The sequence below is a fragment of the Altererythrobacter ishigakiensis genome, from assembly GCF_001663155.1.
Taxonomy (GTDB): Bacteria; Pseudomonadota; Alphaproteobacteria; order Sphingomonadales; family Sphingomonadaceae; genus Erythrobacter; species Erythrobacter ishigakiensis.
The window spans coordinates 1507452-1520082 of sequence record NZ_CP015963.1; the positions used below are offsets into that span (position 1 = coordinate 1507452).

Genomic DNA, 12631 nt, shown 5'->3' on the forward strand with positions numbered 1-12631 from the left:
CCCACTCGACCTCAGTCGATACGGTCCGACATCACGTGCATTTTCAGGTTGCACGCCAGAGGGGCCCGGCCCGTGCATTTGTAACTGTGTATCCTTTGGTTGGTTCCATGCTTATTGCGATTTTCTCGCAATTGCCGTTTGCCCGGCGAAAGCGCTTGGGATGGGTGGGGCAAATGCTGTAGGGACCCACCATTCCGTAACGGCTGGACCAAATTGAGAGAATTGTAATGAAGACAAAGCTCCATACCCTCTGCATCGCTTTGGTGATTGCAGGCTGCTCGCCGGTTGAGGGTGGCACGGCCGCCAGATCCATCGATACGGCAGCTCCTGCGTCAGGTACGCTTTTCGTCGCCAATAAGTTCGGAAATACGCTGTCGAAGGTCGATTTGGCCAATGGTGAGGAAGTGCTGCGGCTTGATAGCTGCACCAATCCGCACGAGCTGGCGACCTCGCCTGATGGGCAGCATGTCGCGCTGGCATGCTACGGGGGCACTACAGTCGATGTTTTTCTGACCGATACGCTGGAGAAGGTCCGCAGTATTGATTTGGGCGAGAATGCCCGCCCGCACGGGATCGTGTGGCATGCGAACGGCGATCTCTATTCGACAGCAGAGGGGCGGCAGTCGATATTCTGGATACGCGACCCGCTGGGTAAAGCGGAAAGATTCGAGTATGCTTCGGGCAAACTTGGCACCCACATGCTGGTCGTGGCCCCCGATGCGCGACATGCCTGGACTACGGATCTCGGTTCGAAGACCGTTACAAGGATCGACCTGCGGACACGCCGTGCACCGCTGTCAGTCACTGTAGGAGAAGAGCCTGAAGGGATAGCTTTGTCGCCCGATGGGTCATCTCTGTGGGTTTCTGCGCGCGGTTCGAACGAAGCCTATGAGCTTGATCCGCAAACCATGGAAGTCCGCACCACGTTGAAGACCGGTGCATTCCCCCTGCGCCTTGCGATCCGCCCGCAAGGGGACTTCGCAGTGACGTCTGACCTGATGGACGGCGGTCTGTCTGTGATCGACCTCTCCAAACGCGCAGTCGTTCGACAGATTTCGGTGTCCAGTCCCGATGAGGCCGAAGATCGCTTTCAGGTGACCATTCTTTGGTCAAACGACGGAGAGCGTATCTATGTGGCAGAGACGGCCAGCGACACCATTGCAGAGGTCGATTTCGAGACGGGGAGCGTGCTGCGTCGCATCGGCGTAGGGGACGGCGGAGATGGCTTGGCCATCCTGGAGACTTATTGAGTGGCCACTGCGCGGACTGAGCCTTCAATTGTCGGATGGCGCGAACTGGTCAGCTTGCCTGACCTGGTCGATGTTCGCATCCCTGCCAAGATTGACACAGGCGCGCGCACGTCATCACTCCATGCTACGGAAATCGAACGATTTGATCGCGATGGACAGCGATGGGTACGTTTCCTGCTCGATCTGGGTGAAGGGCGCAGCCAGCCTGTCACCTGCGAGGTTCCCCGCGCTGACAAACGCATCATTACCAGTTCGAATGGGGAAGGGCAGGAACGGTTTATCATCAAGACTGCTTTGACATTGGGCGATCAAACCTTTCGGGCCGAATTCAGTCTGGCTGACAGGTCTGATATGAAATTCCCCATCCTGATCGGGCGCACTGCGCTGCGCAGGCGTTTCCTTGTCGATTCAGGCCGATCCTACCTCCGATCATCCGCACATGAACGCAAATTGCTGAAAAGCAGAGGATAAATTCACATGAAAATCGCCATGCTGGCGCGCAATCCGAAACTCTACTCGCATCAACGCCTGGTTGAGGCGGCCAAGGAGCGCGGGCACGAGATCGACATTCTCAACACCTTGCGATGCACAGTCCACATCGCAAGCCACCGCCCTCAGGTATTCTATGAAGGCAAGCCTGCGGTAGGATATGATGCAGTGATCCCGCGTATCGGCGCATCGATCACCAACTATGGTCTTTCAATCCTGCGCCAGTTCGAGATGCGCGGCTGCTGGCCGCTGAACGAAAGCGTCGCGATCGGTCGCAGCCGCGACAAGCTGCGTAGTATGCAGATCCTTGCCAAGCATGGACTGGGCCTGCCGCTTACGGCCTATGCAAATGACCCCAAGCAGGCTGAAGAGATCATCAAGGCGGTCAACGGCCCGCCGGTCGTAATCAAGCTGCTGGAAGGGACACAGGGCATCGGCGTTGTTCTGGCGGAAACAATGTCGAGCGCAAAGTCCGTGATCGAAGCGTTTCGCGGCGCAAATGTGAATATTCTGGTGCAGGAATTCATCAAGGAAGCGGGAGGCACCGATATCCGCGCGCTTGTTGTCGGGGGCAAGGTTGTCGCGGCGATGAAGCGCACCGGTGCGGCGGACGATTTTCGCTCGAATCTGCACCGCGGCGGCAGTGCAGAGATCGTGAAGATCACGCCTGCCGAACGCGCGACGGCCGTGGGCGCGGCACGGCGCATGGGCCTGAACGTCTGCGGCGTTGATATGCTGCGGTCAAATCACGGGCCGGTAATCATGGAAGTGAACAGTTCGCCGGGCCTCGAAGGGATCGAGAAAGCGACCGGCAAGGATATCGCCGGGATGATCATCAAGTTCATGGAAGACAACGCCAAGGTCGGAAAGACCAAGACAAAGGGGAAGGGATGAGGGTCTGCTGACGACCCAGAAGGCGCCCTCTCTGCGTTTAGGCAGGCCGTCTCACAAGCGCCCAATCGCCCCATCTCGCAAATACTTTACTTCCGTGGCACAATGGTCCTGCGGCAAGGAGCAAGACGTCACACGGGAGATCGGACAATGGGGAGTTCACCAGAAGACCAATTAGCCACCATGATGGCGAACATTCCTGAAATAACAGGGAAGCCGCTGTCGGATTGGATTGCGATTATCGCGAAGAGTGGTTTGGAAAAACACGGAACCATCCTCAAGCTACTCAAGGAAGAACACGGTGTAACACACGGCTTCGCCAACCTGATCGCGGCAAAGGCGCGCGAAACGGGCGAGGAAGTCGATCTAGTCGCCGCTCAATATGCGGGACCCAAAGAGGCGCTGCGTCCCCTTTACGAAGACATTGTGAAGTTCGCTCAGTCGCTCGGTTCCGATGTTGAGATCGCTCCCAAGAAGACGAGCGTCAGTCTTCGTAGAAAGAAGCAGTTTGCCTTGATTACTCCAGCCACCAAGACACGAATTGACTTGGGGGTGGCGCTCAGAGGGGAAGAGCCGACCGCGAGGTTGGAAACCTACAACGCCATGTGCAGTCACAGGGTCCGTCTGGAGGCAGTCTCTGACTTCGATGAAGAGGCCAAGGGCTGGGTCAAGGAAGCCTATTCCAGATCAGGCTAGATGCCCTAGCCAATGTCCGCTTCCTACCCCAGTTTCAGACCCTACGCATTTCGCGCCATCAGCCCGCCATCGACCGGGATCACTGCGCCGGTAATATAGCTCGCCGCAGGCAGCACCAGTGACAGTGTAATGTGCGCGACCTCTTCAGGCTCGCCATAGCGCTTCAGCGCGGTGCGGCGCTTGGCGAAGATCTCCTTATGCTCTTCAGGCACCTTGTCGGTCATCGCGGTGCGGATCGGGCCGGGGCAGATGCAGTTCACTGTGATACCTTCAGGTCCAAGATCGACCGCCATCCCACGGGTCAGGCCGGTTACACCGGTTTTGGCCGCGACATAAGGAGTATCACCGGGCGTGGCGCCCAATCCCTCGGTGCTGGCGATATTGACGATCCGTGCGGCATCGCTCTGGCGCAGATGGGGCAGGGCGGCGCGCACCATGCGCTGCTGCGCTGTGAGCATCACAGACAGGGCACGCGCCCAGATATCGTCATAGGCTTCGTCATCCAGCGCGCAGAAGCTCGACACGCCGGCGTTGTTGACGAGGATGTCGATCCCGCCGAAGTCCTCGGCCACTTGCGCGACGACACGCTTGATTGCCTCGTGATCGGATACGTCGAGCGCATAGGGCCGCGCATTGAGCCCGCATTCGCGCGCCACGGCCTCGCAAGCGGCCTGATCAAGATCGGTGACAGCAACCATCGCGCCCTCCGCCGCGAACAGCTTCGCGGTAGCGCGGCCCATGCCGCTGGCAGCACCGGTGACGATAGCCACACGGCCTGCGATTGATCGCGAACGGTCCGGTAAACCACTCACCGGAACGGTGGCTCGTTAAAGGCGCGAAGTTTGCGGCTATGCAAGCGGTCGCCTTCATCGCGCAGACGTTTGCACGCCTCCAGCCCGATCTGCAGGTGCGCCGCAATCGCTTCTTCATAGAACTTGTTGGCTTGACCCGGCAGCTTGATCTCGCCGTGCAGCGGCTTGTCAGACACACACAGCAGCGTGCCGTAGGGCACACGGAAGCGATACCCCTGCGCCGCGATGGTGGCGCTTTCCATCTCGACTGCAATCGCGCGGCTTTGTGAGAAGCGCTTGGCAGAGCTGGAATAGTGCAGCTCCCAATTGCGGTCATCGGTTGTGACAACTGTGCCCGTACGCATGCGTTGCTTGATGTTGGCGCCTTGAACGCCAGAAACCTCACCCGCAGCGGCGGCCAGAGCTTGTTGTACTTCGGCAATCGGCGGGATCGGGATTTCAGGAGGCAACACATTGTCCAGCACGTGGTCATCGCGCAGGTATGCGTGGGCAAGCACGAAATCGCCGATCTTCTGGCTTGAGCGGACGCCGCCGCAGTGACCAATCATCATCCATGCATGCGGACGCAGCACGGCCAAGTGATCGCAGATCGTCTTCGCGTTCGATGGTCCGACGCCGATGTTGACCAGCGTAATCCCTTTGCCGTCTTCGCGGATCAGGTGATAGGCGGGCATCTGGTGCTTGCGCCAAGCGGTATCGTTGAGCTGCGCCTGTGCATTGTCAGTGCATTCGTCGATGTCGAGTCCGGCAGCACCCTTGAGCGCCACATATCCGCTGCCATCGCCCTTGTCGCAGATTTGCTGCGCGCCCCAATTGACGAATTCGTCGACGTAGCGGTGGTAGTTGGTGAACAGGATGAAGTCCTGAAAATCCTCCACTCGTGTGCCGGTATAGTGCGCCAGGCGCGCAAGCGAATAGTCGGTGCGCAGCCCGTCAAACAGTGACAGCGGCATGGCTTCATCTTCGTGGAACTCGATCCCGTCGGCCAGCTCGTCTCCGATAAGCGAAAGGTCGGTTGAAGGGAAGTATTGCGCGATATCCTGAGGTGCGATGCCGATCATGGCCGCGCCCGCTTCACCGTCCAGCACGTACGGAAACGGGATTTCCTGACGCGACTTGCCGACTTCTACCTCGATTTCATATTCCGATGCGATCAGTTCGAGTTGCTCGGTCAGAAAACTGGCGAACAGATCGGGTCGCGTAATTGTGGTCGTATATGTCCCGGGAACCTCAAGCCGCCCGAACGCGCGGCTCCTGTCCTTGATTTCGCTTTTTCCCGAATAATGCAGTGTGAGTTGAGGATAAGCATAGCTGCCATCTTCGCGCTTGCGTTGTGGCGGCACCGTGCCGTCACGTCCGAAAGCGATAACGTCTTTGCGAAGCGTCGAAACCGCTTCGTCATAGGTCTGCTGCAATTGTTCAAGAATCTGCGAAATTGGGGTCATACATTCATCCTTATTGTTATTGTTTTTCGTTTCAAGGACAGGCCAGCATAGAACAGTCTGCCCTTCTTACAAAAAAGGCGCGACCTTTCGGCCGCGCCCCTTTGCGTCAAGAAACGAAACCCGATCAGGCTCCGTCCTCTTTTTCTTCTTCTGTTTCGGCGGCCGCGGCTTCGATGTTCTCGACCGCTGCATCTTCCAGCATGTCAGCTGGGATTTCGCCCGGCTCAAGACCTGCATTGTCGATGCGCGTGTCTGCGGCAGCTTCTTCGATCTCTTTCTGCTCTTCCTCGAAGAGCTGAGCAAGAACGTCCACGCCCTGGCTCTGAAGCTCGGCTTCGTCGTCTGAACGTGCAACGTTTGCCTTCACAGTGACGTGAACTTCAGGGTGCAGAGCAACGGTTACATCGTGCATGCCGATCGTCTTGATCGGCGCGCCCATGATAACCTGCTTCTTGTCAATCTCGTGGCCCTGCGCGGTAAGACCCGCAACCATGTCACGCACGTTGACTGAGCCGTAAAGCTGACCGGCGTTTGAAGAGGCACGGATCAGAACGACTTCTGCACCGGCAACCTTTTCGCCCAGCTTTTCAGCTTCGCTTCGCTTCTCAGCGTTTTCCTTCTCAAGGCGTTCACGGTTCGCTTCGAAGACCTTCTTGTTGGCTTCGTTAGCGCGCAGCGCCTTCTTCTGCGGCAGCAGGAAGTTGCGTGCGTAACCGTCTTTTACAGTGACAACGTCACCGATCGTGCCCAGCTTCTCGATACGTTCGAGGAGAATGATATCCATGTTCTCTCTCCTCTTACTTCACGATGTAAGGCAGCAGGCCGATGTGGCGCGCGCGCTTGATCGCCTTGGCGAGCTCACGCTGCTTCTTCGCGCTGACGGCGGTGATGCGGCTTGGGACAATCTTGCCACGCTCGGACATGAAGCCCTGCAGCAGACGAGTGTCTTTGTAATCGATTTTCGGCGCGTTCTTGCCAGCGAACGGGCAAGACTTGCGGCGGCGGAAGAAAGGGCGTGCCATTAGTCGCGCTCCTCACGGTCAGAGCGACGTTTGCGGTCGCGGTCATTCTTGCGCATCATGACAGACGGGCCATCTTCATGCTCGTCCACACGGATCGTCATGTAACGGATCACGTCTTCGTTGATGCGGGTTTGACGCTCCAGCTCTTCAACAACGCTGCCAGGGGCATCGATGTTGAGCAGCACGAAATGTGCCTTGCGGTTGCGGTCAATCTTGTAAGCGAGAGACTTAAGGCCCCAAGTTTCAGTCTTGGTCACCTTGCCTTCGTTCTTCTCGACGATTTCGGTCGCCGTGGCCGCCAGCGCATCGACTTGAGCCTGGCTCAGGTCCTGACGCGCGAGGAAGATATGCTCATAGAGAGCCATCTTGCTTCCTTTCACTCTATGCCGATCGCTGGCTGATCCGTACCGATCACGGGGCCCCTCCGGCTCTCTTCAATCCCATAGCGACGGCGGTTCCGACGCAAGGGTTGCGCGCACATAACGGTTTTCGCCGCTAATGCAAGCCTTGCGAAGGTGAAAAAGCGCGGGCAGTGCAGACAGGAATCGCAATTTGGGAGGCGTTTAGTGCCAGGTGGTTTGATGGCTTTGCTCGACGATGTTTCGATCATCGCGCGCGCAGCGGCCGCTTCAATAGACGACGTCAGCATCGCGGCAAGCAAGGCTGGCACGAAAGCCGCCGGCGTTGTGATTGACGATGCGGCCGTGACGCCAAGCTATGTCACCGGGCTTAGCCCCAAACGTGAGCTGCCGATTATCTGGAGCATCACCAAGGGCAGTCTGAAGAACAAGATACTGATTTTGCTGCCCGGCGCATTGGCGCTCAGCTGGTTTCTGCCGCAAGCGATCATCTTCCTGCTGATGCTCGGCGGCGGTTTCCTGTGCTACGAGGGCGCGGAAAAGATAATGGAAAAGCTGGGCGGGGAGAAGCACGGCAAGACGCTGGACGACCCGATCACCGATCCGGCAGAGTTCGAACAGAAACGCATCAATGGCGCGATCCGTACCGACCTGATTCTGTCGGCGGAGATCATGGCGATATCCTTGAACGAAATCGCGACTATTTCTGACAGCTTCTGGGTCCGTGCGGCGGCGCTGGCGCTGGTCGGTATCGCGATCACTGTTGCCGTCTATGGGACCGTCGCCTTGATCGTGAAGATGGACGACATCGGGTTGAAACTGGTTGAACGCAAGAGCGGTTTTGGCCTGACATTCGGCTATTTCCTGCTTCAGGCCATGCCGAAACTGCTGGTGCTCCTTTCCTTCATCGGAACCATCGCCATGCTGTGGGTCGGTGGAGGGATCATCCTTCATGGCACGCATGAGGTAGGCTTCCATTTGCTGTCGGACCTTGCGCATGGTGCCGAGCACGCGGTGACTGGCGTGACCGGCGCGCTAGGCGGCGTGTTCGGATGGCTGACCTATGCTGGCCTGTCTGCGATCTTCGGGTTGATCCTGGGCGCGATCATCGCCGTGCTCCTGCACAAAGTGCTGGGTTTCGGAAGCGACGAAGCGCACTAAAGAAGCTCGCATGAGCAAACCGACACTTTACACATGCGCGCGATCCCGCGGGCTTCGCGCGACATGGGCCGCAGAAGAAGCCGGCGTTGATATAGACCTGAAAATTCTGCCGTTCCCGCCGCGCTATCTTGCGCCTGAGTATCTCGAGATCAATCCGCTCGGCACTGTCCCGCTGTTGGTGGATGGTGACGCGCAGATGACGGAGAGCTGCGCGATTGCACATTATCTGGCGAGCAAGGACGGGCCGAGTGATCTGGTCATCGCGCCGGGCGAGCCTGACTACGCGCAATACTGCGATTTCACCTATCACGCGGACGCAACAATCACTTTCCCGCAGACGGTCTTCATGCGCTTTGCCATTTTCGAAAAGGACAAGGGCTGGGCCGAGGCGGGGGAGGCCTATGCCAAATGGTTCTGGAAGCGGCTGGTGAAGCTGGAACAGAGGTTGGATGGGCGCGAGTATTTGTGCGCTGATCGTTTCACCGTGGCAGACATCTGCTGCGGATACGCGCTGATCCTGGCGAAGAGTGTCGGGCTGGACGAAGGCGTGCCCGACAGTCTGAAGGCCTATCGCGACCGGCTCACCTCACGCGATGCCTACCAACGCGCCTTTGCCCGCGAAGAAGAGGGACGAAAGGCGCTGGAAGGCAGTCAGAGCTGAACTGCTGATTTCAGCCTGTCCTTGAGTTTGGTAAAGCGTCTGCAATTGGGGTGTGGCGGGCCTAGCTCTACATGCTGATAGCCAGCGATCGTTTTGACGGTGCCGATTTTGCTCAGTTCGGCGATGTACTAGCTAAGAAGCGCCTCCGGCTTATCTAGGCAATGCTGGAACGAGCAGCTTGGATAGTCCTCTCGGCGGCAATTTTTCTACTTTAAAAACAGATACTTTATGCTAGCCAAGCCGCATGACCACATTCTTGGAGAATTTATTCGCAGGCGACCGGGATGCTATCCTTTTGGCAGCCGCGGGGTACTTCGTTCTGATGGGAATGATCGTTTCTGTACGTATGATCCGTCTCAGTCAGTGGCCCGGCGTAGTTGGTGAATTGCACGAGGAAGGTATCAAAAACGCCGGAATTGGCGCGATTTCAGTCGATGAACGCGAATATTCAGCTAAAGTTCGGTACAGCTACACCGTTGACGGTGTTCGCTTCGAGAATGATCAGTTGAACCCATGGTACGTCAGAGTCAGCCACAATCTGCGCGCCCTGCTGAAACTTCAGTTCCGGGGAATCGAGAGGCTGGGGGGCGCAAGGGTCAGGGTCTATTTTGATCGCCATAATCCGCAGAAATCCTATCTGGACGTCCCCGGCTGGAAATCGATTCTGCTGGTTGCCGCGATGATGTTTGGGTCGGCGGCGCTTATCCTCTCTGCGATCTAGTTCGAGGCAGCAGGAAGGTACCGAAGCAGTCGTTCGCTAGGATCGCGATGAACTCTGCAATGGTTCGTTAGCCGAAAGCCCTCTTTTCGTTGGATAGGGCTAATTCTAGCCCTAACTCACAACAACGGAACTAAGCCGCCTGATCGGGCGTAACCGGGCGCTGGCTAAGCTCCAAGCGCTGTAATTTGCCCAGCATATCGCGCGGCAGCTGATCGACGAACTCGATATAGCGCGGGCGTTTGTACCCGGCGATCTGGTCTTTGAAGCGCGCGGTGATTTCCTCGCGGCTGATCGTCTCGCCCGGCTTCAGCACGACGAATGCCTTCACTGCTTCGCCCCATTGCGCGTCAGGCACGCCGCAGCACCCGGCATCGGCGACTTCATCCATCGCTTGGAACACCGCATCGACCTCTGCCGGATAGACATTCTCGCCGCCGGTCTTGATCAGTTCCTTTGACCGGCCAAGCAGATAGACCAGCCCATGTTCGTCCATCTTGCCCAGATCGCCGCTGCGCAGCCAGCCATGGCCGAGCGCAGCCTCGGTCGCTTCCGCGTTGCGCCAGTATCCGAGCATCACTGTCGGCCCGCGCATGCAAATCTCGCCTTCCTCGCCGGGCGCCAGCCGATTGCCGTCCGAATCGAGAATTGTGAATTCGACATGCGGCATGGCCCAGCCGATTGAGCGGGGGTGGGCACACATGTCGGGATAGTCGATCGCGGTGGCAAATCCGCAAATCTCGGTCTGGCCATAACCGCCGACGACCTGGCAATCCCACTCGTCTTCAAGGAATTCGTAAAGCGGAACAAAGCCCGGGCCAGCGCCGCCGGTGTAGTTGGTCAGCGGGATCGCGCCGTCGCGCAATGGCTCCATACTGCACCACGGCAACAGGATCTGCGGAAACGCGCTGGTGGTGGTGCATTCCTCGCGGTGGAGCAGGTCCAGCATGGCTGCCGCGTCGTCGTCACGCCCGGCGAACACCATCGTGCCGCCGCACGCGATCATTGCGGCGACTTGCTGCATGCCGACAACGTGGAAAAGCGGGTTTACCGAGAGCAAACGCTCGCGATGCGTCCATCCGCGGCGTGTGCACATTCCCAGCGCGGAAGTTGCAACCGCGCTGGAGGCTTGCAGGCATCCCTTGGGACGCCCCGTCGTGCCACTGGTGTACATCATGTATAGTGGGCGATCAGGCCTCAGGTCCGGCTGTGTTTGGCGCGGTTGGTCATGGGCGACTACGCTTTCAAACGCGCCTTCGTCGTCGTGTTGCTCATCCACCAGCACCACTTCGCCTGCCTCGCTTTCGCTTAGTAGATGCTTGAAGCGCGGATTGGCGAAGGTCATGCTCGGTTCGGCATTGCCCATGATCCATGCGATCTCACCGGGGGCGAGCCGCCAGTTCAGCAGCACCGCAATCGCGCCGATACGCCCGCAAGCAAGCAGTGTGGTGACAAAAGGCGCGCCATCGGTCAGCAGCAGAGCGATCCGGTCGCCCGCGACGATGCCTTTAGCGAGAAGCCAACTCGCCAGATTATCGACCCGGGCATCAAGCTCAGCGTAGGTAAGCCGCTGGCTGTTATCGACGGTTGCTTCGTGGTTCGCGAGCCGCAGCGCGTTGGCGCGGAACAGCGTATCAAGTGAGAAATCGCGCGGGGTCATGCTCGCAGGTTTAGCTGCGCGTGCTGATCCGCTCCATGATCGATTTTGCGAATGTCGTCAGCGTGTCGTCGCGTGCGCCCATCACTGCGATGCGGTCGCCGGGCTGAGCCAGTTCGACAATCCGCGCGCCGCAATCTTCACGGTCAGCGATATGCTCGGCCGTGCCGCCAGCATCCTCAATCATCGCGATGATCCGTTCGGTCCCTTCGCTGCGATCGACTGTGCCGCCGAAATAGACCGGGTCACACATGATCGTGATGTCGTCTGCGTCCAGTTCGCGCGCGAAAGTCTCGGCCAGTTCCTTGCCCATCTGTTTGAGCGGACCGTAGCCATGCGGCTGGAAGAACGCGATCACGCGCCCGGGGGACGATTTGAGCGTGCGCAAGGTCGCGGCGCATTTCTCCGGATTGTGGCCAAAGTCATCGATAACGGTCACACCGGTGGGGGACGTACCGATGATGTCAAAACGCCGCGCCAATCCCGCAAAGCTCGCGAGAGCTTCAACCGCTACAGCAACCGGAACGCCCGCGCAGGCCGCGCCTGCAATCGCCGCGAGCGCATTGGAGAGATTGTGCCGCCCCGGCATGTTGAGCACCACCGGATGCTCGCTGCCATCGTGACGATCGATCACCACTCCGGCCTGCCGGATCGGGCCATCGGCGATGCTGCCCGGCACGATGCCGATTTGCGCTTTCTCCTGCTCGACCCCGAAAGTTATCGCCTGCTGCGCTGCCGGTAATAGCGCCAGCGCCTCTGCATCGTCGGCGTTGATTGCGGCAATTCGGCTGCGCGCGAGATACTCGCCGAACAGCACACGCAATTCGTCCATGCTCTTGTGGTCGAGCGAGACGTTGAGGAGCACGCCGACAGCCGGGCGATAAAGCGCGATGGAGCCGTCGCTTTCGTCGACTTCGCTGACATAGATGCTGCGCCCGCCCACAACCGCGCTGGCGATCGGGTGATCTTCAGTAACGAAGTTCTTCATCACTGCGCCATTCATGATCGTCGGTTCGCGCCCGGCGAATTGCATGATCCAGCCCAGCATGCCAGTGACGGTCGATTTGCCGCTGGTCCCCGCAATCGCGATCCCTGCGCCGCTGGTGTTGAACAGGATCGAATTGAGCTCGGCCCGCGTCAGCTTCAGGCAGCCCAGCTCTTTCGCGCGCACCATTTCAGGCACAGTGTCTTCCACAGCGGCGGAAGCGACCAGGATCTGGTCTTTCGAAGTGATCCCGCTGCCGTCTTGCGAGAAGAGCTTGAAACCTTGCGCCTCGAGCGCGGCGAATTTCTCAGGCGTGCGGCCCTGATCGCGGCTGCGGTCCGAGCCAGAAACCTGCGCGCCTTGCCCGGCCAGGATTTGCGCCAGCGGAAGCATGCCTGACCCGCCAATCCCGCAGAAGAAGAACGGGCGCTGCAACAATTCATCATAGGTGGGGAATTCACTCATGCGCGGTGCGGTATTGAGTT

General features: G+C 58.7%; 14 protein-coding genes. 7 read left to right on the plus strand and 7 right to left on the minus strand.

The features are described from left to right. Positions 1-227: 227 nt before the first annotated feature. From A6F69_RS07150 to A6F69_RS07165, 4 genes are all read left to right on the plus strand, one after another. On the plus strand, positions 228-1250 hold the full coding sequence (locus A6F69_RS07150; protein ID WP_067599210.1) for a YncE family protein: 1023 nt from the start codon (positions 228-230) through the stop codon (positions 1248-1250). Beyond that, on the plus strand, positions 1251-1721 hold the full coding sequence (locus A6F69_RS07155; protein ID WP_067599213.1) for an ATP-dependent zinc protease family protein: 471 nt from the start codon (positions 1251-1253) through the stop codon (positions 1719-1721). Between the two features lie 6 nt (positions 1722-1727). Next, positions 1728-2633 (plus strand): 30S ribosomal protein S6--L-glutamate ligase, encoded by a 906-nt coding sequence (rimK, locus tag A6F69_RS07160; RefSeq protein WP_067599215.1) that lies wholly within the window; start codon positions 1728-1730, stop codon positions 2631-2633. A gap of 147 nt (positions 2634-2780) precedes the next feature. Further along, positions 2781-3326, plus strand: a complete 546-nt coding sequence (locus A6F69_RS07165; protein WP_067602728.1) for a DUF4287 domain-containing protein — start codon at positions 2781-2783, stop codon at positions 3324-3326. Positions 3327-3367: 41 nt separating this feature from the next. Here the strand turns inward: A6F69_RS07165 and A6F69_RS07170 are convergent, their stop codons facing one another. The 5 genes from A6F69_RS07170 to rpsF all read right to left on the minus strand — a co-directional run bounded on the left by A6F69_RS07170 (position 3368) and on the right by rpsF (position 6970). After that, on the minus strand, positions 3368-4138 hold the full coding sequence (locus tag A6F69_RS07170; RefSeq protein WP_067599218.1) for an SDR family NAD(P)-dependent oxidoreductase: 771 nt from the start codon (positions 4136-4138) through the stop codon (positions 3368-3370). Further along, positions 4135-5583 carry an AMP nucleosidase gene (locus tag A6F69_RS07175; RefSeq protein WP_067599221.1) on the minus strand — a complete coding sequence of 483 codons (1449 nt, stop codon included), beginning with the start codon at positions 5581-5583 and terminating at the stop codon, positions 4135-4137. The genes A6F69_RS07170 and A6F69_RS07175 overlap by 4 nt, the downstream gene beginning before the upstream one ends. A 124-nt stretch (positions 5584-5707) precedes the next feature. Next, the gene (gene rplI, locus A6F69_RS07180; protein WP_067599225.1) at positions 5708-6367 is read right to left on the minus strand and encodes a 50S ribosomal protein L9; all 660 of its coding nucleotides are present in this window, start codon (positions 6365-6367) and stop codon (positions 5708-5710) included. A 13-nt stretch (positions 6368-6380) separates the two neighbouring features. Next, entirely contained in the window at positions 6381-6605 is a 225-nt protein-coding gene (gene rpsR / locus A6F69_RS07185; RefSeq protein WP_067599228.1) for a 30S ribosomal protein S18, read from the minus strand. After that, positions 6605-6970, minus strand: coding sequence for a 30S ribosomal protein S6 (gene rpsF / locus A6F69_RS07190; RefSeq protein WP_067599230.1), 366 nt, complete (start codon positions 6968-6970; stop codon positions 6605-6607). Before rpsF ends, rpsR begins: the two co-directional genes overlap by 1 nt. Positions 6971-7171: 201 nt before the next feature. On the opposite strand from rpsF, the gene A6F69_RS07195 reads away from it, so the two are divergent. From A6F69_RS07195 to A6F69_RS07205, 3 genes are all read left to right on the plus strand, one after another. Then, positions 7172-8125 (plus strand): DUF808 domain-containing protein, encoded by a 954-nt coding sequence (locus A6F69_RS07195; RefSeq protein WP_144573644.1) that lies wholly within the window; start codon positions 7172-7174, stop codon positions 8123-8125. A gap of 10 nt (positions 8126-8135) precedes the next feature. Next, the gene (locus tag A6F69_RS07200) at positions 8136-8786 is read left to right on the plus strand and encodes a glutathione S-transferase family protein (RefSeq protein WP_067599235.1); all 651 of its coding nucleotides are present in this window, start codon (positions 8136-8138) and stop codon (positions 8784-8786) included. 244 nt (positions 8787-9030) lie between these two features. After that, the gene (locus A6F69_RS07205) at positions 9031-9507 is read left to right on the plus strand and encodes a DUF3592 domain-containing protein (RefSeq protein ID WP_067599238.1); all 477 of its coding nucleotides are present in this window, start codon (positions 9031-9033) and stop codon (positions 9505-9507) included. A gap of 130 nt (positions 9508-9637) precedes the next feature. Here the strand turns inward: A6F69_RS07205 and A6F69_RS07210 are convergent, their stop codons facing one another. Further along, positions 9638-11164 (minus strand): class I adenylate-forming enzyme family protein, encoded by a 1527-nt coding sequence (locus A6F69_RS07210; protein ID WP_067599240.1) that lies wholly within the window; start codon positions 11162-11164, stop codon positions 9638-9640. 10 nt (positions 11165-11174) lie between these two features. Beyond that, a complete protein-coding gene (locus tag A6F69_RS07215; protein WP_067599242.1) occupies positions 11175-12611 on the minus strand; it encodes a glutamate ligase domain-containing protein in 1437 nt (478 codons plus the stop codon). Positions 12612-12631 lie beyond the last annotated feature (20 nt).

Coding starts and splice junctions, on each gene's coding strand:
- A6F69_RS07215 (WP_067599242.1), bottom strand. CDS start 12,611: ATGAGTGAATTCCCCACCTATGATGAATTGTTGCAGCGCCCGTTCTTC.
- rpsR (WP_067599228.1), bottom strand. CDS start 6,605: ATGGCACGCCCTTTCTTCCGCCGCCGCAAGTCTTGCCCGTTCGCTGGC.
- A6F69_RS07200 (WP_067599235.1), top strand. CDS start 8,136: ATGAGCAAACCGACACTTTACACATGCGCGCGATCCCGCGGGCTTCGC.
- rpsF (WP_067599230.1), bottom strand. CDS start 6,970: ATGGCTCTCTATGAGCATATCTTCCTCGCGCGTCAGGACCTGAGCCAG.
- rplI (WP_067599225.1), bottom strand. CDS start 6,367: ATGGATATCATTCTCCTCGAACGTATCGAGAAGCTGGGCACGATCGGT.
- A6F69_RS07175 (WP_067599221.1), bottom strand. CDS start 5,583: ATGACCCCAATTTCGCAGATTCTTGAACAATTGCAGCAGACCTATGAC.
- A6F69_RS07165 (WP_067602728.1), top strand. CDS start 2,781: ATGGGGAGTTCACCAGAAGACCAATTAGCCACCATGATGGCGAACATT.
- rimK (WP_067599215.1), top strand. CDS start 1,728: ATGAAAATCGCCATGCTGGCGCGCAATCCGAAACTCTACTCGCATCAA.
- A6F69_RS07205 (WP_067599238.1), top strand. CDS start 9,031: ATGACCACATTCTTGGAGAATTTATTCGCAGGCGACCGGGATGCTATC.
- A6F69_RS07210 (WP_067599240.1), bottom strand. CDS start 11,164: ATGACCCCGCGCGATTTCTCACTTGATACGCTGTTCCGCGCCAACGCG.
- A6F69_RS07150 (WP_067599210.1), top strand. CDS start 228: ATGAAGACAAAGCTCCATACCCTCTGCATCGCTTTGGTGATTGCAGGC.